The organism is Microbacterium sp. Root1433D1, assembly GCF_001426835.1.
GTDB classification, from domain to species: domain Bacteria; phylum Actinomycetota; class Actinomycetes; order Actinomycetales; family Microbacteriaceae; genus Microbacterium; species Microbacterium maritypicum.
In genome coordinates, this window is the sequence record NZ_LMFN01000002.1 from 654451 (window position 1) to 675100 (window position 20650).

Below are 20650 nucleotides of genomic sequence, written 5' to 3' on the forward strand. Positions count from 1 at the left end.
CAGTCTACGAGCGTGCGGCTGTGCCGGCGCCGGATGCGCGCGAGTATGCCTCCGCGATCACGCCGAGCACCGCGTCGACGTCGGCGTCCGTCGAGGTGCGCCCGAGGGAGAAACGCAGGACGCTCCTGGCGTCTCGCTCGCTGCGTCCCATCGCGATGACGACATGCGAGGGTTCGGCGACTCCCGCCTGACATGCGGAACCCGTCGATGCGGCCACCCCGGCGACATCGAGGAGGAACAGGAGGCTCTCACCCACAGCCCCGGGGAACAGCAGGTGCGCGTTGCCGGGGAGACGCCCGATGGGATCTCCGAGGAGCTCGGCGGCGGGCACAGCCGCGCGGATCCCGCTGACGAGACGGTCGCGCAGCAGGAGCAGTCGGGCCGCCTCGTCCTCGCGTTCGTTCTCGGCGAGCTCGAGGGCGACGGCGAACGCGGCGGCTCCAGCTATGTCCTGCGTACCCGCGCGGAGACCGCGCTGCTGCGCGCCGCCACGAAGCAGCGCGGTGACGCGGGCGGAGCGGGCGGTGACGAGCGCTCCGACGCCGACAGGGGCGCCGATCTTGTGCCCGGCGAGACTCATCGCGACGAGTCCGACGCCGCTTGCGGCCTCGCCGCGCAGGGAGCGGAACGACAGCGGCACGTGTCCGAGCGCGGCGACGGCATCGAGATGGAGGGGGACGTGCGACACCGCTGCGGCCGCAGCGAGGGCACGGGCATCGTTGATCGTCCCGGCCTCGTTGTTGGCTGCGAGGGCGGTCGCGAGCGCGGCACCGGGTAACAGGGCGGCGAACTCCTCCGGATCGATCCGCGCCTCGGGGGTGACGAGCACCCGTCGCAGCTCAGCCCCTTCATCCACGAGCGCCGCGACCGTGTCCATCGTCGCGTGATGCTCGCCGTCGGGCAGCACGATGACCGATGATCCCGGAGGGCGGGCGTGCCAGAGTCCCTGCAGCGCGAGGTTGATGGACTCGGTGCCACCCGAGGTGAACACGATCTCGATCGGGTCGGCGTCGACCACCGCGGCGACACGCTCCCGTGACTCCTCCAGCAGACGACGGGCGTCCTGCCCGGGACCGTGCGTCGAGGAGGCGTTGCCGACCGTCTCCGACGCGGCCAGCCAGGCATCTCGCGCCTCGGGGCGCAGGGGCGTGGTCGCCGCGTGGTCGAGATAGTGCCGCATCCCTCGATTCTCTCGCGAAACCGCAGTGAGAGGGTGCTCCCCCCTGGAACCGGGTACGCCCTGGCGCGAGACTGCGGCACATCACGCCTAGTGTGTACTCATGCCCGCGTCCCGAGACCTCGCCATGCCCGGCGGATCTGCCCTCGACAACCTCGGCGTTCGTCTGCACGACGGCGTCGGAACACTCCGTGTCTGGTCGCAGAACGCCTCATCGATCGAACTGGTCGTCTTCGACGCCACCGACCTCGACTGGGCGACCGACGAAGTGCCTCTCGAACGCCTTGCCGGAGGTATCTGGGAGGTCACCACCGAGCTCCTCCAGCCGGGAGTCCGCTACGCGATCCGCGTCGGCGGCCCGCACGGCCCGGGGAACACCTTCAACCCGGAGACGCTGCTGCTGGACCCGTACGCCCGCGGCCTCGCACAGGGCGACGGTTACGAGGAGTGGCGCTCGGTGGTCATCGTCGACGGGTTCGACTGGGGCGACTCGCACAAGCCCCGGGTCCCGCTGGACCGCACGGTCATCTACGAAGGCCACCTCAAGGGACTCACCAAGCGCCACCCCGATGTTCCGCCTGCTCTGCACGGCACCTACGCCGGTCTCGCACACCCCGCGATGATCGAGCACTTCCGCTCCCTGGGGATCACATCGATCGAACTGCTCCCGGTACATGCCTTCGTACCGGAGCCTCGCCTCCTCGAGCGCGGCCTCACCAACTACTGGGGCTACAACACGCTCAACTTCTTCACGCCGCACACCGCGTACGCGACCGAAGAGGCCCGCAAGGAGGGACCCGAAGCGGTCCTCGCCGAGTTCAAGGGCATGGTGCGGCTCCTGCATGAGGCCGGCCTCGAAGTGATCCTCGACGTCGTCTACAACCACACCTCCGAAGAGGGCATCGGCGGACCTCGATCGAGCCTGCGCGGCATCGACAACGCCACCTACTACCGCCAGGACGAGTCCGGCGTCTACATCGACACCACCGGATGCGGCAACACCCTCAACACGGCCACCGACGCCGGGGCCAGGCTCGTGCTGGACTCCCTGCGCTACTGGGCGCAGGAGATGCAGATCGACGGGTTCCGCTTCGACCTCGCCACGGCCATCGCCCGCGACGGCGCCCACACCTACACGCCGGAGCATCCGCTCCTCACCGCCATCGCCTCCGACCCGATCCTCGCCGACACGAAGCTCATCGCCGAGCCGTGGGACGTCGGCCTCGGCGGCTGGCAGACGGGCAACTTCCCGGCGGGGTGGCACGAGTGGAACGACCGCTACCGGGACAGGGTGCGCAACTTCTGGCTGAGCGACATCGACTACGCGCGTCGTGCCTCGGCCCCGGTCGGCATCGGTGGGTTCGCCACGCGTCTGGCCGGATCCTCGAACACCTTCAGCGAGGATCGTGGTCCGCTCGCCAGCGTGAACTTCGTCACCGCCCACGACGGCTTCACCCTCCACGACCTCGTCTCCTACGACGTCAAGCACAACGAGGCGAACGGCGAGCAGAACCGCGACGGCGCCGATATGAACCGTGCGTTCAACCATGGCATCGAAGGGCCGACCGACGACCCGACGATCCTCGCCGCGCGCCGCAAAGCCATGCGCAACCTGCTCGGCACTCTCCTGCTCTCGGCGGGCATCCCCATGCTCACCGCCGGCGACGAGGTCGGACGCACCCAGCGCGGCAACAACAACGCCTATGCGCAGGACTCGGCGCTGACCTGGCTCGGCTGGGAGTTCGAGCCCTGGCAGGAGGATCTGCGCGCCCATGTCTCCCGGCTGATCCGCCTGCGTCAGGAGAACCCTGCGCTGCGTCCCAGCCGCTACGCGCGACTCGGCGAACACATCCCCAACGCCTCGGTGATGGACTGGTACGACCAGAACGGCGAGACGATGGAGCAGGGCAAGTGGGCCGACCCCGGGAACCGGACGCTGCAGTACGTAGCTGCCTCCACACCCGACACCGAGGCCTACAACCGCATCCTGCTCATCGTGCACGGCACCGAATCACCGATCGACGTGCGTCTCCCCGAAGAGATCGAAGGCGCGACTCGTTTCGTGTCGCTGTGGTCGAGCGCCCACGAGCGCCCGTCCGACGAGCAAGAGGTCTTCGCGCCGGGTGATGTGCTGCCCGTCTCCGGAACCTCGATGAGGCTGTTCCGCGTCGAATGACCCCTGCTCCCGACGCACCACGCGGCGCGCTACCCGCGACCACGTCCGCGCGGTACATTCGGGAGGTGGCTGCACGTGCTGGTACTCGGTCCTCGGCTCTTCGGAGCCCCGCTCAGATCCCGGCGCGCGCCCTGGGTGAAGCGGATGCCCCCGGTGCGCTGCGGACGACCCGCATCCCTCTGCTCGATCCTTCCCCGGCTGTTCCGGGCGGATTCGCGCCGAAGGCCTTCGTCGGGGAGGTCGTTCCGTTCAGCGTGATCGCGTTCCGTGAGGGGCACGACATGATCGGCGTGCACCTCCGGCTCACGTCGCCATCCGGCGAAGAGAGCCTGCACCGACTCTCCCCCCTCGACGACGGTACGGACACCTGGACCACAGACATCGCCCTCGACGAGCAGGGGGCGTGGCTCTTCCGGTTCGAGGCGTTCTCCGACGACTTCGCGACCTGGGCACATGCGGCAGAGCTGAAGGTGGCGGCCGGTGTCGATGTACCGGTGATGGCCGCGCTCGGCGCCGATCTGCTCACCCGTGCCGCCGCGGAGAAGGACCGCCCCGCGGCACAGCGCAAGCGGCTGCTCGCCGAGGCCGCCTCGCTGCGCGACGGCGACGCCGCGACCACCATCGCCGTGTCGACGGACGCCGGACTCGCTCAGGTCTTCCGGGACCGCCCCGTCAGGACTCTGCGCTCCGCCGGACGCACGCAGAGCCTGAACGCCGACCGGCGCGCAGCCGGTGTCGGCGCCTGGTACGAGTTCTTCCCCCGATCCGAAGGTGCGAAGCGCCTGAAGGACGGCACCGTGAAGAGCGGCACCTTCCGCACGGCCACGAGACGGTTGCCCGAGGTCGCAGCCATGGGATTCGATGTCGTGTACCTGGTGCCGATCCATCCGATCGGGAGCACCAACCGCAAGGGACGCAACAACACGCTCACCACCGAGCCCGGCGATCCGGGCTCGCCCTACGCGATCGGCGCCGCAGACGGTGGTCACGACGCCATCCACCCCGAGTTGGGCACAGCCCAGGACTTCCGCGCCTTCGTGCGCGCGGCGCGGAAAGAGGGACTCGAGATCGCTCTCGATCTCGCCCTCCAGGCCTCCCCCGACCACCCCTGGGTGAGGGAACACCCGGAGTGGTTCACGACTCTCCCCGACGGGACGATCGCGTACGCCGAGAACCCGCCGAAGAAGTACCAGGACATCTACCCGCTGAACTTCGACAACGATCCCGCCGGCATCTATGCCGAGATGCTGCGGGTCGTGCAGCACTGGGTCGCGCAGGGCGTGAAGATCTTCCGCGTGGACAACCCGCACACCAAGCCGTTGCAGTTCTGGGAGTGGCTCATCGCGGAGGTGAATGCGGTCGACCCCGACGTGATCTTCCTCGCTGAGGCGTTCACCCGGCCGGCAGTCATGCGCGCGCTCGCCGCCGTGGGGTTCCAGCAGAGCTACAGCTACTTCACCTGGCGCAACACCAAGGCCGAGCTCGAGGAGTTCCTCACCTCGGTGTCCCACGAGACCTCCGACTACATGCGTCCGAACCTCTTCGTGAACACGCATGACATCCTCACCGAGTACCTGCAGTTCGGAGGCCGGGCCGCCTATCGCATCCGCGCCTGCATCGCCGCGACGGCAGGCCCCGTGTACGGCGTGTATGCCGGATACGAGCTGTTCGAGAACGTCGCAAGGCCCGGATCCGAAGAGAACATCGACAACGAGAAGTACGAATACAAGTTCCGCGACTGGGCGGGGGCCGAAGCCCGCGGTGAGTCCCTCGCTCCCCTGCTGCGGCGACTGAACGAGATCCGCGCCGCGCACCCCGCGTTGCAGCAGCTGCGCAACTTCCGCACGCACTGGAGCGACGACGACGCCGTCCTCGTCTACAGCAAGCACCTGGCGGCGCCGTTCACCGGCACCGGACGTGCGGACACGATCATCGTCGTCGCCAATGTCGACCCGCACTCGGTGCGTGAGACGACCGTGCACCTCGACACGACGCAGTGGGGCGTACCGCTGGGCGAGCCCTTCGAGGTGGAGGATCTCCTCACGGGTGCGGTCTGGACCTGGAGCGACCACAACTACGTGCGGCTCGACGCCTTCGCCGAGCCGGTGCACATCCTGAAGGTGAGGGACCGATCATGAGCTACACGGAAGACGTCGCCGCATCCACCGAATGGGAGGCGATCTCCTCAGCCACCCACCATGACCCGCATTCCGTGCTCGGCGCGCACGCGCACAAGGACGCCGCGGATCGCACCGTCACGGCTATCCGCGTGCGACGGCCTCTCGCCTCCGAGGTCGCCGCCGTCTTCGGGGACGGCAGCCGACTGGAGCTCACCCACGTCGCGCACGGCATCTGGGAGGGGCAGCACAGCGGCCCTCCGCTCCCCTATCGGATCGCGACCCGATACTCGGACCACGACGAGACGTTGTCCGGGGACCCGTACCGCCATGGGCCGACCCTCGGCGACCTCGACCTGCACCTCATCGCCGAAGGACGTCACGAACGTCTCTGGGAGGCGCTGGGGGCGCATGTGCGCACGTCCGACGGGGAGATCGGCGTCTCGTTCTCCGTCTGGGCCCCGAACGCCACTGCCGTGCGCGTGGTGGGTGACCACAACGACTGGAACGGCGAGGCCCACGCGATGCGCTCGATGGGCGTCAGCGGCGTCTGGGAGATCTTCATCCCGGGACTCCCGGTCGGCACCAGGTACAAGTACCAGATCCGCACCCGCGACGGCGCGTGGATCCTCAAGGCCGACCCGATGGCGCTGGCCGCTGAAGTGCCGCCCGCCACGGCATCGATCGTCGCGACCTCCGCTCACACCTGGTCGGACGGGGCATGGATGACGCGAAGGGCGGCCACCCACGCCGTCGCCCAGCCGCTGTCGATCTACGAGATCCACGTCGGCTCGTGGCGCGAAGGGCTCGGCTATCGCGAGATCGCGGATCCTCTGATCCAGCACGTGACCGATGCGGGCTTCACGCACGTCGAGTTCATGCCGCTGGCGGAGCATCCGTTCGGCGGATCGTGGGGATATCAGGTCAGCGGATACTACGCACCCACGAGTCGCTTCGGCAGCCCGGATGACCTGCGCTACCTGATCGACCGGCTGCACCAGGCGGGTATCGGCGTGATCATGGACTGGGTCCCCGGCCACTTCCCCAAAGACGCCTTCGCCCTCGCGCGCTTCGACGGCCAGCCGCTCTACGAGCACCCGGATCCTCGCCGCGGAGAGCACCAGGACTGGGGAACGCTCATCTTCGACTACGGCCGCCCCGAAGTCCGGGGGTTCTTGGTCGCCAACGCCCTGTACTGGCTCAAGGAGTTCCACGTCGACGGTCTCCGCGTCGATGCCGTCGCCTCGATGCTGTACCTCGACTACTCCCGCGAGCCCGGCGAATGGGAGCCGAACATCCACGGCGGACGCGAGAACCTCGAGGCGATCCGCTTCCTGCAGGAAGTCAACGCCACCGCGTACCGGCTGCATCCCGGAATCCTCATGATCGCCGAAGAGTCCACCAGCTTCCCCGGAGTCACCGCGCCGACCGATCACGCCGGTCTGGGCTTCGGCTTCAAGTGGAACATGGGCTGGATGAACGACTCGCTGCAGTACATCTCGCGGGACCCGATGTACCGGGGCCACCACGAGGGCGAGATGACATTCTCCTTCGTGTACGCGTTCGGCGAGAACTATCTGCTCCCGATCAGTCATGATGAGGTCGTCCACGGCAAGGGCAGCCTGCTCGCGAAGATGCCCGGGGACCATTGGCACAAGCTGGCGAACGTGCGCGCGTATCTGGCCTACATGTGGGGGCATCCGGGCAAGAAGCTGCTCTTCATGGGGCAGGAGTTCGGCCAGCTCGCCGAATGGTCGGAGGGGCGGCAGCTGGACTGGTGGCTCCTCGATCAGCCCTCCCATGCCCAGCTGCAGGATTTCGTGGGCGTGATGAACCACACGTACCGGGCTCAGGCTCCCCTGTGGGAGCGGGACAACGACGCGTCGTCCTTCAGCCGTCTCGGCGCGCCGAGCTGGGACCCGACGGTGATCGCCTTCGAACGACGTGACGCCCACGGCGGGCGTCTGGTCGTCATCAGCAACTTCGCCGGAGTGGAGCGCACCGGGTACCAGCTCGCGCTTCCGCGGGAGGGCGTGTGGCAGGAGGTGCTCAACACGGATGCCGCCGACTACGGCGGACGCGGATCCGGCAACCTCGGACTGGTCTACGCGAAGCCGTCAGACGGCGCCGCACCGGTGGCCACTCTGACGCTGCCCGCTCTGTCGACACTCTGGCTGCGTCACCAGTCCGACGCCCACGTGCCGACCGTGAGCCACGGCTGATCGCGCGTCGGCGCCTGCCGCGCTGCTGTTCTAGAACAGCAGCGACGAGAGACGGTTGCGCGCCGACACCACCCGCGGATCCTCCGCGCCGATGAGCCCGAAGAGCTCCACCAGACGCTCCCGCACGGGCGCGCGCTGGTCGGACGGGAGCTGCGCGAACAGGTCGAGAAGACGACCGAAAGCGTCATCGACGTGCCCGCCGGCGAGGTCGAGGTCAGCCACGTCGAACTGCGCCTGGACATCGAGAGGGGCTTCGGCGGCCGCGGCCCGTGCCGACTGAAGGTCGAGCCCCTGCACGCGGTCGAGAAGACGCACCTGTCCGAGACCAGCGAGCGCATCCTCGTCGCGAGGGTTCTCTGCGAGGGCCTTCTCGTACGCCTTGATGGCGGCCGCGTAGTCACCGACTTCGATTGCTGCAAAGGCCTCTGCGTGCAGCGGAGGAAGCTCCGGCTCCGCAGCAGGCGCGGGTTCCGTGCCCGCCTCTGCGACCGAGAGTGTTCCGGTCACACCGTTCTGCGCCGCCACCTGAAGCAACTGCGCGAACACGTCGCGCACCTGCTGCTCCGGGACGGCACCGGTGAACATCGGCACCGGCTGACCCGCGATGAGGGCCACGACCATCGGGATGGACTGCGCACGGAAGCTCTGCGCCAGCTGCGGGTTCGCATCCACATCGACCTTGGCGAGCAAGACGCGCCCGCCGAGCTCGCGCGTCACCTTCTCGATGATCGGACTCAGCTGCTTGCAGGGACCGCACCACTCCGCCCACAGGTCGACGACCACGGGAACGGTACGCGAGAGCTCGAGAATCTGTCCGAAGGTCTCATCGGTGGCGTCCACGACGAGATCGACGACCCCGGGAGCCGGCGCGCCCTCGGCAGGCGGTGTCGGTCGGTTGCGCAGGCTCGACAGGTCGACGGCGCCGCGGAGTGCGGCGGGAGAGATCTCACTCATTTGATCACCTTCACGGACAGGAGGTCCTGGTGTGCTGCCAGGAGGCGGATCTGCTCCGTCGATCCCTTGGCGGGGACCGAGAAGAACAGCTGGAACTCGTAGGTCGTCTCGACGCCCTTCGCGGACTCGGTCGCGTCGGTGAGCGCCTTGGCCTGGGCGTTGTCGCCGAAACGGATCGACACGTCTTCTCCCGTCGGCGTCACGGTCTCGGTGTCGGTGAGGGTGACCGCGACGATCGCACCGCTGTCGAGAGTCGTCATCGAGATGGGCGCGTCCGTCGTCGAGGCCATGTCGAACGCGGCCTTCGACGTGTCGGCAGCGCCCTTGTCCGCGAGCGCCTGGATCACGGCCTGACGGCTGTCGGTGATCGACTTCGCGTAGCTGAGCGCCAGATCGTCGAACGTGTCGTACGACTCGCTCTGCTCTCCCTGATCCACCACGTCGGCGAAGGTCGCGGCGAGGTCGGCGGGCGCGATGGTGAGGAATGCGGAGTCGGACGGGACGAGAGACGTGCCGAGCCACGCGGCGGCGACCTCGGGGAAGACCGCGTCAGCCGACATCTCGGCGATGTTCGAGACTTTGTAGTTCGACCAGGGGTCAGCTTGCGTCATCGTCAGCACGACGGGAGGCACGGTGTCATCGCCGGTCTTCGACAGCATGAGCACGGTGCGCGGCCACTGGTCGGTCGACTCCGGGAGCACCACCTCGACGTCATCGGTCGGGATCGCCGCGGGAGGCGCCGTGTCCGGGAGCTTCGTGCGCAGGGCATACTCGGTGGTCCGTGCAGCGAGTGCCGGTCCTTCGAAGCGTGTGGAGAGAAGGTCGAGGTCGAGCGCCGCGTCGGCTTCGCTGACAGTGCCGGCGAGCGACTTCAGGATGCGCTTGGCCTGCGCCTCCGTGACAGCGGGCGGCTTCTGGTTCTCCGGCGCGATCACGGTCGGGCTGGGTGACGGGGTGGGCGAGGCCTCCCCCAGCTGCGGCCAGGAATCCGACGAGCACCCGGCGGCGAGAATGGCCGTGAGCCCCAGAACCGGGAGTGCCAGCATGCGTCGTCGCCGCGGGGCCGGCGCCACGCGCATGGAGGTCTTGGCGTCGGGATTCTTGTTCTCGTCCACGATCTCCGCTTCTTCGACGTCTCCGTCTGCCGGCGCGGCGGTCTCGGGTGGAGACGCGCTGACGGCAGATCCGGACTCCTCGATCGCCGCACGCTCCGACGGAGGAAGCACGGCGATGTCGATCGGCTCGGTCGCGGGCAGCGGGCCGGGTCCCTTGCGTCGGGGTCCGCGTCCGCGGCGCTGGTGGCGGATCGCGAGCACGTACAGGATGAGGCCGAGCAACAGCACGATGCCGCCGGCGACCATGAGGGGTCCGGCCCACGGTGTCGAGTTGTCGAGCGGCCAGGAAACCACGATGTCGTCCGGCGCATCAGCGGTGCCGTCATAGGCGATCAGCAGGCTCGTGCCCTCGGGCAGCTGCATGTTGTCGGCGACGAGACGGTTGTCTTCGTCGAACGAGTCGAGCCAGAGGTCGGATCCCCGCGGATCGCGCCCTGCGGAACCGGCATCGCCCTCCGCCGGAGCGTCGGTCGCGCCGTCGACAGGGGCTTCGGTCGCGCCGTCATCCGGAGCGTCGGTCGCGCCGTCTTCGCTCGCCTCGGTCTCCGCTTCGACATGCTCTACGGCCAGATCGCCGCTCTTCTTCAGGGTGACCTGGTTGTAGTCGGAGTCGGCGAGCCAGGCCTTCATGTCGGCGGTCCGACCGTAGCTCCCGAAGATCTCGCCCTGTCCGCGAACGATCAGGGTCTGCGCGCCGGGATTCGCGCGGAGGACATCGCCGTCGATGAGCACGAACGGCGCCGGTTCGCTGATCTCGACCTGGGTCTTCTGAGTGTCAGGTCCCATGAAGATGGTGCGCTGGGCTATCCCCGCACCGATCAGCACCGCAGCCAGCACGAAGGCCACCACGGCCCATACGAAACGCACGAATAGTCTCCTCACGCATCACCGGCACCTGCCTGCGACGCAACACTCGACATTTCAGACTAGCGAAATCAGCTGTGTGTTGCCCACGAGCAGGTGCAGTGCCCGCTGGATCGGCACGTCGTCGGTGCCGGGGCCGGACGGCTGGATAATCTTGCTGCAGCCGTCACGAGGAGTCTGCACATGAAGATCCACAATCCCTTCCGCACCGCCCTGGTGGCGACGCTCGGCGTGGGGTTGGGCATCCTGCTGATCAACAGCGTGGAGAATCTGTCCACCGTGCTGCTGTACCTCGGCACGGCGCTGTTCCTGAGTCTGGGCCTCGATCCCCTCGTATCGTTCCTCGAGCGTCGACGGCTTCCGCGCTGGGCGGCCGTCCTCGTGACGATCCTGGCGGTACTCGGTGTCTTCGCGGGGATCGTGCTCATCGTGCTGCCGGTGCTCGTGGATCAGATCTCCCAGTTGGTCGCCCAGATCTCGGCGATCGTGCAGCGAGGAAACCTGATCCCTGACCTCAAGGAATGGATCCAGGACGCCTTCCCGAACTTGCTCGTCGATGACGTGTTCACCTACATCACCAACTGGCTGACGAGCAATCTCGCGGAGATCGGCGGATCCATCGGCCAGGGTGTGCTCGTCGCCAGTGGCGCCGTGCTCGGTGGCCTGTTCGGCGCGTTCATCGTGCTCATCCTGACGATCTACCTGACGGCCTCGACGCCCTCCCTCAAGCGAGCCGTCTACCAGCTCGCCCCGGCGTCCAAGCGCGACCGCTTCATCGATCTGTCCGAGCAGATCACCGACTCCGTGGGCTACTACGTCATGGGCCAGGTCTCGCAGGGCGTCCTCAACGGTGTGCTGAGTGCGGTCTATCTCTCCATCATCGATGCACCGTTCCCGGCCGTCCTCGCCGTGATCGCGTTCTTCTTCTCGCTCATCCCCCTCGTCGGAACCTTGACGGGTTCGACGATCATCGTGCTCGTCTGCTTGATCCCCGGGCTCGGATCGCCGGCGACGGCCATCGCCGCCGCGATCTACTACCTGATCTACATGCAGATCGAGGCCTACATCATCTCCCCACGCATCATGAGCCGTGCCGTCTCGGTGCCGGGAGCCGTCGTCGTCGTCGCCGCCCTCGCCGGAGGAAGCCTCCTGGGGCTGCTGGGCGCGCTCATCGCGATCCCCGTGGCGGCAAGCATCCTGATCATCTACCGTCAGGTGCTCATCCCCCGGATGAACGAGCTCTGATCCGAGGCAGTGGGCGCTTCGTCGTCGAACTGAGCGGCCATCGTCAGCTGCGTGTAGTCCGTGAGCCACAGCCCACCAGCTCCCGCGTCGACGGTACTCACCGCTTCACGCAAGGTCGGAGCGCCAGCGTGATCGTCTGCCACCGCTACGGCCTCATCAGCATCGTCCGGGCCGGGGTAGGCGACGAACAGGGAGCCCCCGCGCATCACGGGAGCACACTAGCCGAGCGCGGTCTCAGCGCGCCGATAGATCCCACCGTCGGAGACGCCTACTCGGCGACCGGCCACTGCGTCGCGAGAGGCAGGGCTGAGGGATTCACCGCCGCCACGATCTCCGTGAGCACTCGCCGCGTCTGCGTCTCGCCCACCCAGAGGTGCTTCCCGCCATCCACCGCGATCAGGGTGGCGTGCGGAATCGCTGCGAATCGTTCCCGAGCCTCTGGCGGGCGCAGGTAGTCGTCCAGCTCCGGCACCAGGACGATCACGGGGAGTCCGGTCGCCGCCCAGGCGGCGACCTCCTCCGGCGTCGCGCGGTGGAGGGGCGGCGAGAGGAGGATGACCCCCTCGATGTCGTGGTCCCGGCCGTACTTCAGTGCGAGTTCGGTACCGAAGGACCACCCCAGAAGCCAGGGACGCGGAAGCGCGCGATCACGGACGAAGTCCATGGCCGCCGCGACGTCGTGCCTCTCGGCAGCCCCGCCGTCGAAGGCGCCATCGCTCGTGCCTCGGGGGGATGTGGTCCCCCGTGTGTTGAAACGCAGGACGGCGAGGTCCGCGAGCGCGGGGAGGCGAGCGGCGGCCTTGCGGATGATGTGCGAGTCCATGAAGCCACCGGCCGTCGGCAGCGGGTGCAGCGTCACGAGGGTCGCCGTCGGCGGTACGTGCTCCGGCACGGAGAGCTCTCCGACCAGCGTCAGACCGTCAGCGGTCTTCAGCTCGATGTCTTCGCGTCGCGCCGGCAGCTCCAGCGGTCCTCGGATCTCGATGCTCATGCAAGTCTCCAACAGTGTGTGTGCCAATGCCGACGTGCGGCGAGGTCGGCCGCGTCACCGAGCACCCCGTCTGCGCGCCAGGTGACCAGATGTGCCGTACCGGCCTCGATCCCCCGCCCGCATCCGGGGCAGAGGTACTCCTTCTGCGCCTGCGCCGCGGACACGGGCTGCACGGTCCACTCACCACCGCGCCGGGTCTCCGTGCGCTTCCAGCCGGCGAGAAGACGATCGAAGGAGTCTTCGGGCTCAGGGCGCGCCGAAGGGCGTCTGCGGGAGCGGGGCATCGTGCCTGCTCACCACCAGTGGTTGTTGATCCAGAAGTTGTAGGCCCCTGACCAGCTGCCGTAGCGTCCGGTGGCGTAGCCGGTCGCCCAACGAAGGTTGTCGACCGGGTCATACCCGTTACCTGGCACCTTGCTGCAGGGAAGCGCCTGCACGAGACCGCAGGCGCCCGACGACTTGTTCGTCGCGTTCGGGTTCCAACCGCTCTCCCGCGAGACGATGTAGTCGACATACTGCCGGTCGCTCTCCGCGATACCGGCTGCCGCCATCCACTCCGCAGGGGCTCCGCCGCCGGTGTAGGGCGGAAGGGAGCCACCCGACGAACCACCGGACGAGCCCCCTCGTGGCGCAGCCGCGACGGTGGGTTCCGGAGCGGGCTTCGGCTTGACGTACACCTCGAAACTGCCGCGCACGACGGGCGCGATCGCGGCGCCCTCGACCGTGACAGTCAAGTTCTGCGTGTCGGCGAGTGCGAGTGAATACGCCGAATCCGGCGACTCCTGGGGTGCGGGTGCGGCAAGTGCCACTCCGGTCGGTGCGACCAACGCGCCGGCGAAACCGACGACCGCGAGGGCACTGACGACGCTGACGACGCCTCGGCTGCGGGACCGGCGTCGAGCACCCGCGCGCGCGGCGCCACCCTTCGCCGCGGGCACAGGCGAGAGGTCGCTTCTTTCGAGATTCATGTCGTTTCGGGAGTTCACGATGAGGGACAGTCTACGCAACAGAGCCTGGATCGACCATCAGGAACCTCAGCGAACAGCCAGAATCACGTCGATCGTCGCGTCGAGGAGCGCGTCGACCTGCTCTTCGCGATACCCGCCGCGCTGCATGCGGAACGCCGCCGAGCGCAACTGCTCGGCCGTCAACGGATCGCCGTCGCGGAGGTACCGCACGATGCGCGTCGATACATGGTCGACCTCGTCGAGACGGTAGCCGAAGGTGAGCACTCCGGTCCGAGCGAAGCGGTGTCGGCGCGGGCGGGCGAGATGGTCGAGGATGACCTGCGCATCTGCTCTGGCCTGTTCGACCCAGGCGCCCGCTCCCTGCGTGCGCACCACGCGATCGCGCTCGCGCGCCGCGAAGGCATCCTCGACCCGGCCCAGTGCCGCGTCGACGTCGGCGACCACGTAGCCGCCCTTCACGAGGGGGAACGACGCGGTGCGGACATCCTCAGCGGTGAGCTCATCACCGCCCGTCTCGAACGCGCGGCGAGCCGACGAGAGGAAGGTGTCCACGGCCGCACGGTGATACCCGCGCACGCGTCCGGAAGTGACCGCGAACGCAGGCGGTGCCTGTGTCGTCTGCACGTCGAGCTCGTCATCGTTCATCACAGAACCACCCAAGGAGAGAAGAGGAAGTACAGGCAGAGCGCGGGAATCGTCGAGGGCAGGATGCTGTCGAGACGGTCGAGCAGCCCGCCGTGCCCCGGCAGCCAGGAGCTCATGTCCTTGATGCCGAGGTCGCGCTTGAGCATCGACTCGCCGAGATCTCCGAGCGTCGCGGACAAGAGGATAGACGCGCCGAAGATCAGTCCGCACCACCACGGCAGCTCCAGGAGGAAGAGCGCCAGCACCACACCCACCGCGAGTGAGGCGACGACGGCACCGCCGAAGCCCTCCCAGGTCTTCTTCGGGCTGATCTTCGGTGCCATGGGGTGACGTCCGAACGCCAGGCCCGCAGCATAGGCGCCCGTATCGGCGGCGACGGCGATCGCGATGAACCCGAGCACCCACCACTGTCCACCCTCCTGCTTGAGGAGGATGAGCGCGATGCCTGCGAGGAAGGGCACGTACACCTGGACGAAGCCGCTGATCACCGCGTCGGCGAGCACGTCGCCGTAGGTACGGCCGTCCCTCTCGACCATCTGTGCGATGAGGCGCCAGACGATGACGAAAGCCACCGAGACGAAGAGCATGACCCAGCACAGCCAGGGCTCGGCGAAGTAGGCGGACAGCACGAGGAAGGCGGCTGCGATCAGCTGCGGCACCACGTCGACCCGCCGGCCGGAGCTCCGCAGTGCTCTGGAGAGCTCGTAGACGCCCAGCAGTGCGGCCGCGAGGGCGAACGGCACGAACAGCACCTTCAGGAACAGCAGCGATCCGAGCAGCGCAGCGCCGAACGCGAGACCGATCAGGATCGCGAGGATCAGATCCCGCCCCGTGCGCTCTTTGATGCGTTCGTTCGCCTGGTCGAGCTGGTCGCGCGCGTGGGAGACATGGGTGCCCAGCTCATCCCGCGCCGCACGCCATTGCTCGCGGATCGCATTGTGATCCGCCGTGTCCAATGGGGAGGCGTGACCCGCTGCCGAACCATCCGGAGACACCGGCAGCGGGGGGCGCGGAGGAACGGCGGCGGCGTCGAAGGACGGGAATGCCTCGTCCCCGAGCGGGACGCTGTCGGACGGCAGGCCGTCGTGCGCGTCGTGACGCGTGAACGGCTTGTCGTCCTCGGCATCTCGCGTTTCGTCAGACATCCTGACTACACCTCGAGGAGTTCTGCCTCTTTGCGCTTCAGCGCGTCATCGATGAGATCGACGTGCTGACGCGTCAGGACGTCGAGCTCCTTCTCGCCGCGCGCGATCTCATCCTCGCCGAGCTCGCTCTTGAGCGCGTCCAGCTCGTCCTTCGCCTTGCGACGGATGCCGCGGACGTGGACCTTCGCGTCCTCGGCCTTGGTCTTGACGAGCTTGACGTACTCCTTGCGACGCTCCGCCGTGAGCTCCGGCATCGTCACGCGAACGAGGTTGCCGTCGTTCGTGGGATTGGCGCCGAGGTTCGGCATGTCGCGGATGGCCTGCTCGATCGCCTTCAGCGCCGACTTGTCGTACGGCGTGATGATGAGCGTGCGTGCCTCCTGGTTCGCCAGTGAAGCGAGCTGCGCGATCGGGGTGGGAGTGCCGTAGTAGTCCACGAGGACCTTCTGGAACATCTGCGGGTTCGCACGACCGGTGCGCACCGTGGAGAAGTCCTCCTTGGCAGCTTCGACCGCCCGGTTCATACGAGTGGTGGTTTCAGCGAGGACGTCCGCGATCACGGTGACTCCTATCGTCGGGGTGTTCTGCAAATTCTATCGGGCGAAGTCGTCTCCGCCGTGTCACACGCTCAGGCGGTGACGAGGGTTCCGATCGGCTCGCCGAGAAGCGCACGGGTCACGTTGCCTGCCGGCTCCATGCCGAACACCCGCATGTCCATGCTGTTGTCCATGCACAGGCTGAACGCCGTGGAGTCGACGACCTTGAGACCGCGCTGCAGGGCGTCGCGATAGGTCACGCGCTCGATGCGCTCCGCGTCGGCGTGCTTGTTCGGGTCGGCGGTGTAGATCGCGTCGACGCCGTTCTTGGCGACGAGCACCTCGTCCGCACCGATCTCGAGCGCGCGCTGCGCGGCGACGGTGTCGGTGGAGAAGTACGGGAGGCCTGCACCTGCACCGAAGATGACGACGCGGCCCTTCTCGAGGTGGCGTTCGGCGCGACGCGGAATGTACGGCTCGGCGACCTGCGTCATCGAGATCGCCGACTGCACGCGGGTGGCGGCTCCGGCCTGCTCCAGGAAGTCCTGCAGCGCGAGGGCGTTCATGACCGTGCCCAGCATGCCCATGTAGTCGGCGCGTCCGCGGTCCATACCGCGCTGGCTCAGCTCGGCTCCGCGAAAGAAGTTGCCCCCACCGACGACGATCGCGACCTCGACGCGGTCGACGGCGGCCGCGATGTCGCGCGCGATCTGGGACACCACATCGGGGCTGACGCCCAGCTGCCCCGCTCCGAATGCCTCTCCGGAGAGCTTGAGAAGGACGCGGCGGCGTCCGGTGCGTTCAGTCATGGGTGGGTGTGTCCTCTCGTCCCGATTCAAGATAGTGCCTTGTGGGCATGAAGAAGGGGTTCGGATCTTCGCGATCCGAACCCCTTCGACGTTGCTACGCGCCGACCTTGAAGCGCGCGAAGTCCGTCACGGTGATACCGGCGTCCTTCGCCACCTGGGCGACAGAGAGCTTGTTGTCCTTGGCGTAGTCCTGCTCGAGCAGGGCGACCTGCTTGATGAACGCAGAGACGCGGCCCTCGACGATCTTCGGGAGAGCCGCTTCCGGCTTGCCCTCGTTGCGAGAGATCTCGGTGACGATCTCGCGCTCCTTCTCGACCGCGTCGGCAGGAACGTCCTCACGCGACAGGTAGGACGGGTTGGCGAACGAGATGTGCTGGGCGATGCTGCGCGCAGTCTCCGCGTCGTCACCCGAGTAGGCGACGACGACGCCGATCTGCGGCGGCAGGTCCTTGCTCGTGCGGTGCAGGTAGACCTCGACCTTGTCGCCGGTGATCGTGCGCACCCGGCGCAGCTCGACCTTCTCGCCGATGATCGCAGCCTCTTCCGAGATGACCTGCTCGACGCTCTTGTCGCCAGCGGTCGCGGCGAGGGCAGCGTCGACCGAGTCGGCCTTCACTGCTGCTGCGGCGTCGGCGACCTTGTCGGCCAGCGCGATGAAACGCTCGTTCTTGGCGACGAAGTCGGTCTCGCAAGCGAGCTCGATGAGCGTCACAGCGCCATCCTGCTCACGAGCGACGATCAGTCCCTCGCTGGTCGAGCGGTCAGCGCGCTTCGCGTTGCCCTTCGCACCCTTGAGACGCAGGATCTCGGTGGCCTTCGCGACGTCTCCGTCGGCCTCCTCGAGCGCCTTCTTGGTGTCGACCATTCCGGTGCCGAGCTGCTCACGCAGCGCCTTGAGGTCAGCGATGGTGAAGTTGGCCATGTGTGGTGGCTCCTTGCTTCGTTAGGTGTGTGTACGAGGGGATTACTTGGCGTCAGCAGCTTCGGCGGCGGCGACCTCAGCGGTCTCCTCACCGGAAGCGGCGGCGATCGCCTCGTCGTGAGCCTCAGCACCGGCCTCGCCGGCAGCGGTCTCGTCGGCGGCGGGCGTCTCGACGACGGCAGCAGCGTCATCTGCGGTGACGACCTCGGCGGCGTCAGCGGACTCCTGAACCTCCTGGGCAGGAGTCTCGAGGAGCTCCTTCTCCCAGTCGGCGAGCGGCTCGGCGTCGCCCGTCTCCGGGTTGTGCTTCTGCTGCAGGCCCTCGGCCGCGGCGTCAGCGATGATGCGCGTCAGCAGCGAGACGGAACGGATCGCGTCGTCGTTGCCGGGGATCGGGTACTGGAAGTCGTCCGGGTCGGCGTTCGTGTCGAGGATGCCGATCACCGGGATGCCGAGCTTCTTGGCCTCGTCGATGGCGAGGTGCTCGCGCTTGGCGTCGACGACCCAGATGGCCGACGGCGTCTTCGTGAGGTTGCGGATACCGCCGAGCGACTTGTGCAGCTTGTCGAGCTCGCGCTTCTTGAGGAGCAGCTCCTTCTTCGTGAAGCCGCTGTTCGCCGGGGTCTCGTAGTCGAGCTCCTCGAGCTCCTTCATGCGAGCGAGACGCTTGGAGATCGTCTGGAAGTTGGTGAGGAGTCCACCGAGCCAGCGCTGGTTCACGAAGGGCTGGCCGACACGGGTCGCCTGCTCTGCGAGGATCTCCTGCGCCTGCTTCTTGGTTCCGACGAAGAGGATCGTTCCACCGTGGGCGACGGTCTCCTTGACGAAGTCGTAGGCCTTGTCGATGTACCCCAGCGACTGCTGCAGGTCGATGATGTGGATGCCGCTGCGCTCCGTGAGGATGAAGCGCTTGACCTTCGGGTTCCACCGACGGGTCTGGTGTCCGAAGTGCACGCCGCTGTCGAGCAGCTGGCGGATGGTGACCACAGCCATGGTCGTCTCCTTGTTCTGGCGCGTTCCTGCGCCGTTGAGGTTGCAAGCCGATCGGATGATCGGACTTCCTGGTGCCCGGCTCACGCCCGCCCGCTCGAAGAACAGGACCTGTGGGAATGGATGCCGCGATCTGAATCGCTTTGGGCACGCGTAGTCACCTCGATTTCGAGGTGCTCCCCCAGCATACAGGATCGCGCGTCCACTGACCCTGCACTCACGCTCGCCTGCCTGACTTGTCCCGCAGAGGTGGCCCCGACGTCGCTTCGTACGCGAACGACCGTGCATGAGCGACGAGACTCCTGCCATGCGCGCATCCTCCAGAACCGTCTCCACACTGCTGATGGCGTTCGTCATCGCCGCCTCGTCCCCGTCGGCCGGCGCCGGCGCGACCGAAGCCCCGACGCCCGACGACGCCGACGGGGCCCACTGGAGCTGGCCGTTGGCCGGTCCGCGCCTGGTACTGGAGCCCTATCGCGCCCCCGCGCACGAGTACGGAGCCGGGCATCGCGGAGTCGATCTCGGCGCATCCGTCGGCGCGGTGGTGTCCGCTCCGGCCGACGGGACCGTTGCCTTCCGCGGCACCGTGGTGGATCGCCCGATCCTCACCATCGAACACGCGAATGGACTGGTGACCACATTCGAACCGCTTCGCTCCCCCTTGGTTCCGGGTGACGTCGTGGTCTCCGGCGAGGAAATCGGATTCGTCGACGTGGGCGGACACACCTCACCCGGCGCACTGCACCTCGGTGTTCGACGCAACGGCGACTACGTGAACCCCATGCTCTTCTTCGGCGAGGTTCCTCGCGCCGTGCTTCTCCCGTGTTGCCTCGCACGCTGAGCGAAGGTGCGCGGGAGACGCCGGCTCACGCCCGCGGATGGGCGAGCCGATAGGTCGCAGTCAGCCGCTCGGTGGAGACATGTGTATAGATCTGCGTCGTTCCGAGGCTCGCATGTCCGAGGATCTCCTGCACGGCCCGGAGATCGGCTCCACCGTCGAGAAGGTGCGTGGCAGCGGTGTGCCGCAAGGCATGAGGGCCGATCGTCTCCGTGCCGACGATCGGAGCGAGCTCACGTGCGACGAGTTCGTACACGGTGCGCGGTCCCACTCTCGCCCCCCGGCTTCCGAGGATCACTGCGGCGGTGAACGTCCGCGACCTGGCCACGAGAACCGGCCTTCCGCGTGTCAGATACGCGGTGAGCGCGTCCCGCGCGGGCGAGCCGTAAGGAACCACGCGCTCCTTAGCTCCTTTGCCGAGCACGCGCGCAGTGCCGCGATCGAGATCGAGGTCGTCGATGTCCAATCCGCACAGTTCCGAGACGCGGATACCGGAGCCGTACAGCAGCTCGAGGATCGCGTGGTCCCGCAGCGCGAGCGCGTCCCCCTCCTCGGCCGCAGCGCGGAGCGTGTCGAGGAGCGCGGACATCGCGTCTCGTGAGGCGACCGTCGGGAGCGTCCTCCCCTTCTTCGGCGCGACCAGACGCAGGCTCGGGTCATGGGCGATGAGGGCGCGCTCCTGCGCCCAGCTGAAGAACGATCGGGCCGTGGCCGCCCGCCGCGCCAGCGTCGATCGCGCATCACCCCGCTGCGTCGCACGCCAGAGCCAATCCCGCAGAACCTCCAAATCGACGGCTTCGAGCGGGACACCCCCTGCCGATGCGTCGAGGTCGCGCAGGTCGGATCGATAGGCCTTCACGGTCGCGGGAGACAGCCGACGCACCCGCTCCAGGTGATCGGCGAACTCGTCTACCGCGGTCGCGAGATCCATGACTC

19 protein-coding genes are annotated in these 20650 nt (G+C 67.7%); 5 read left to right on the forward strand and 14 right to left on the reverse strand.

What is annotated here, in order from left to right:
- Positions 1-4: 4 nt before the first annotated feature.
- Entirely contained in the window at positions 5-1180 is a 1176-nt protein-coding gene (locus tag ASD13_RS09070; RefSeq protein WP_055868450.1) for a cysteine desulfurase family protein, read from the reverse strand.
- Positions 1181-1280: 100 nt separating this feature from the next.
- Here ASD13_RS09070 and glgX point away from each other — a divergent pair, with 100 nt between their 5' ends.
- From glgX to glgB, 3 genes are all read left to right on the forward strand, one after another.
- Positions 1281-3353, forward strand: a complete 2073-nt coding sequence (glgX, locus tag ASD13_RS09075) for a glycogen debranching protein GlgX (protein ID WP_055868453.1) — start codon at positions 1281-1283, stop codon at positions 3351-3353.
- Between the two features lie 65 nt (positions 3354-3418).
- A complete protein-coding gene (locus tag ASD13_RS09080) occupies positions 3419-5491 on the forward strand; it encodes an alpha-1,4-glucan--maltose-1-phosphate maltosyltransferase (protein ID WP_235562511.1) in 2073 nt (690 codons plus the stop codon).
- Positions 5488-7692: a 1,4-alpha-glucan branching protein GlgB gene (glgB, locus tag ASD13_RS09085; RefSeq protein WP_055868456.1), complete on the forward strand. Its 2205-nt coding sequence runs from the start codon at positions 5488-5490 to the stop codon at positions 7690-7692. The genes ASD13_RS09080 and glgB overlap by 4 nt, the downstream gene beginning before the upstream one ends.
- Positions 7693-7722: 30 nt before the next feature.
- Here glgB and ASD13_RS09090 read toward each other — a convergent pair whose 3' ends face one another.
- Positions 7723-8646: a tetratricopeptide repeat protein gene (locus tag ASD13_RS09090; RefSeq protein ID WP_055868459.1), complete on the reverse strand. Its 924-nt coding sequence runs from the start codon at positions 8644-8646 to the stop codon at positions 7723-7725.
- Positions 8643-10628, reverse strand: a complete 1986-nt coding sequence (locus tag ASD13_RS09095) for a hypothetical protein (protein ID WP_055868468.1) — start codon at positions 10626-10628, stop codon at positions 8643-8645. Before ASD13_RS09095 ends, ASD13_RS09090 begins: the two co-directional genes overlap by 4 nt.
- A 180-nt stretch (positions 10629-10808) precedes the next feature.
- Between ASD13_RS09095 and ASD13_RS09100 the strand changes: the two genes are divergently transcribed.
- Complete coding sequence (locus ASD13_RS09100) at positions 10809-11870, forward strand: AI-2E family transporter (RefSeq protein WP_055868471.1); 1062 nt, start codon at positions 10809-10811, stop codon at positions 11868-11870.
- Here the strand turns inward: ASD13_RS09100 and ASD13_RS17735 are convergent.
- The 10 genes from ASD13_RS17735 to rpsB form a co-directional block, all read right to left on the reverse strand.
- On the reverse strand, positions 11837-11971 hold the full coding sequence (locus ASD13_RS17735; RefSeq protein WP_268776186.1) for a hypothetical protein: 135 nt from the start codon (positions 11969-11971) through the stop codon (positions 11837-11839). The genes ASD13_RS09100 and ASD13_RS17735 overlap by 34 nt on opposite strands.
- A gap of 167 nt (positions 11972-12138) precedes the next feature.
- The gene (locus ASD13_RS09110; RefSeq protein WP_055868478.1) at positions 12139-12861 is read right to left on the reverse strand and encodes an alpha/beta hydrolase; all 723 of its coding nucleotides are present in this window, start codon (positions 12859-12861) and stop codon (positions 12139-12141) included.
- Positions 12858-13145, reverse strand: a complete 288-nt coding sequence (locus ASD13_RS17650) for a hypothetical protein (RefSeq protein ID WP_081603926.1) — start codon at positions 13143-13145, stop codon at positions 12858-12860. Before ASD13_RS17650 ends, ASD13_RS09110 begins: the two co-directional genes overlap by 4 nt.
- A 9-nt stretch (positions 13146-13154) precedes the next feature.
- Positions 13155-13829 (reverse strand): transglycosylase SLT domain-containing protein, encoded by a 675-nt coding sequence (locus ASD13_RS09115; protein ID WP_235562512.1) that lies wholly within the window; start codon positions 13827-13829, stop codon positions 13155-13157.
- Positions 13830-13895: 66 nt separating this feature from the next.
- Entirely contained in the window at positions 13896-14474 is a 579-nt protein-coding gene (locus ASD13_RS09120; protein ID WP_055868485.1) for a DivIVA domain-containing protein, read from the reverse strand.
- Entirely contained in the window at positions 14474-15619 is a 1146-nt protein-coding gene (locus tag ASD13_RS09125; protein ID WP_055868488.1) for a phosphatidate cytidylyltransferase, read from the reverse strand. The genes ASD13_RS09120 and ASD13_RS09125 overlap by 1 nt, the downstream gene beginning before the upstream one ends.
- 5 nt (positions 15620-15624) lie before the next feature.
- Positions 15625-16179, reverse strand: coding sequence for a ribosome recycling factor (gene frr / locus ASD13_RS09130; RefSeq protein ID WP_017830710.1), 555 nt, complete (start codon positions 16177-16179; stop codon positions 15625-15627).
- A gap of 68 nt (positions 16180-16247) precedes the next feature.
- Positions 16248-16964, reverse strand: coding sequence for a UMP kinase (gene pyrH, locus ASD13_RS09135; protein WP_017830711.1), 717 nt, complete (start codon positions 16962-16964; stop codon positions 16248-16250).
- 94 nt (positions 16965-17058) lie between these two features.
- Positions 17059-17886, reverse strand: coding sequence for a translation elongation factor Ts (tsf, locus tag ASD13_RS09140; RefSeq protein ID WP_055868491.1), 828 nt, complete (start codon positions 17884-17886; stop codon positions 17059-17061).
- A 42-nt stretch (positions 17887-17928) separates the two neighbouring features.
- Positions 17929-18879, reverse strand: coding sequence for a 30S ribosomal protein S2 (gene rpsB / locus ASD13_RS09145; protein WP_055868494.1), 951 nt, complete (start codon positions 18877-18879; stop codon positions 17929-17931).
- Positions 18880-19183: 304 nt separating this feature from the next.
- Here rpsB and ASD13_RS09150 point away from each other — a divergent pair, with 304 nt between their 5' ends.
- A complete protein-coding gene (locus ASD13_RS09150; protein ID WP_055869165.1) occupies positions 19184-19717 on the forward strand; it encodes a murein hydrolase activator EnvC family protein in 534 nt (177 codons plus the stop codon).
- 25 nt (positions 19718-19742) lie between these two features.
- Here the strand turns inward: ASD13_RS09150 and ASD13_RS09155 are convergent, their stop codons facing one another.
- Positions 19743-20645: a tyrosine recombinase XerC gene (locus ASD13_RS09155; protein ID WP_055868497.1), complete on the reverse strand. Its 903-nt coding sequence runs from the start codon at positions 20643-20645 to the stop codon at positions 19743-19745.
- Positions 20646-20650 lie beyond the last annotated feature (5 nt).

Bases quoted from the DNA above. Each gene is read 5' to 3' on its own strand.
- ASD13_RS09070 (WP_055868450.1), bottom strand. From the start codon at position 1,180: ATGCGGCACTATCTCGACCACGCGGCGACCACGCCCCTGCGCCCCGAG.
- glgX (WP_055868453.1), top strand. From the start codon at position 1,281: ATGCCCGCGTCCCGAGACCTCGCCATGCCCGGCGGATCTGCCCTCGAC.
- glgB (WP_055868456.1), top strand. From the start codon at position 5,488: ATGAGCTACACGGAAGACGTCGCCGCATCCACCGAATGGGAGGCGATC.
- ASD13_RS09090 (WP_055868459.1), bottom strand. From the start codon at position 8,646: ATGAGTGAGATCTCTCCCGCCGCACTCCGCGGCGCCGTCGACCTGTCG.
- ASD13_RS09100 (WP_055868471.1), top strand. From the start codon at position 10,809: ATGAAGATCCACAATCCCTTCCGCACCGCCCTGGTGGCGACGCTCGGC.
- ASD13_RS09110 (WP_055868478.1), bottom strand. From the start codon at position 12,861: ATGAGCATCGAGATCCGAGGACCGCTGGAGCTGCCGGCGCGACGCGAA.
- ASD13_RS17650 (WP_081603926.1), bottom strand. From the start codon at position 13,145: ATGCCCCGCTCCCGCAGACGCCCTTCGGCGCGCCCTGAGCCCGAAGAC.
- ASD13_RS09115 (WP_235562512.1), bottom strand. From the start codon at position 13,829: ATGAATCTCGAAAGAAGCGACCTCTCGCCTGTGCCCGCGGCGAAGGGT.
- ASD13_RS09120 (WP_055868485.1), bottom strand. From the start codon at position 14,474: ATGAACGATGACGAGCTCGACGTGCAGACGACACAGGCACCGCCTGCG.
- ASD13_RS09125 (WP_055868488.1), bottom strand. From the start codon at position 15,619: ATGTCTGACGAAACGCGAGATGCCGAGGACGACAAGCCGTTCACGCGT.
- pyrH (WP_017830711.1), bottom strand. From the start codon at position 16,964: ATGACTGAACGCACCGGACGCCGCCGCGTCCTTCTCAAGCTCTCCGGA.
- tsf (WP_055868491.1), bottom strand. From the start codon at position 17,886: ATGGCCAACTTCACCATCGCTGACCTCAAGGCGCTGCGTGAGCAGCTC.
- rpsB (WP_055868494.1), bottom strand. From the start codon at position 18,879: ATGGCTGTGGTCACCATCCGCCAGCTGCTCGACAGCGGCGTGCACTTC.
- ASD13_RS09150 (WP_055869165.1), top strand. From the start codon at position 19,184: ATGCGCGCATCCTCCAGAACCGTCTCCACACTGCTGATGGCGTTCGTC.
- ASD13_RS09155 (WP_055868497.1), bottom strand. From the start codon at position 20,645: ATGGATCTCGCGACCGCGGTAGACGAGTTCGCCGATCACCTGGAGCGG.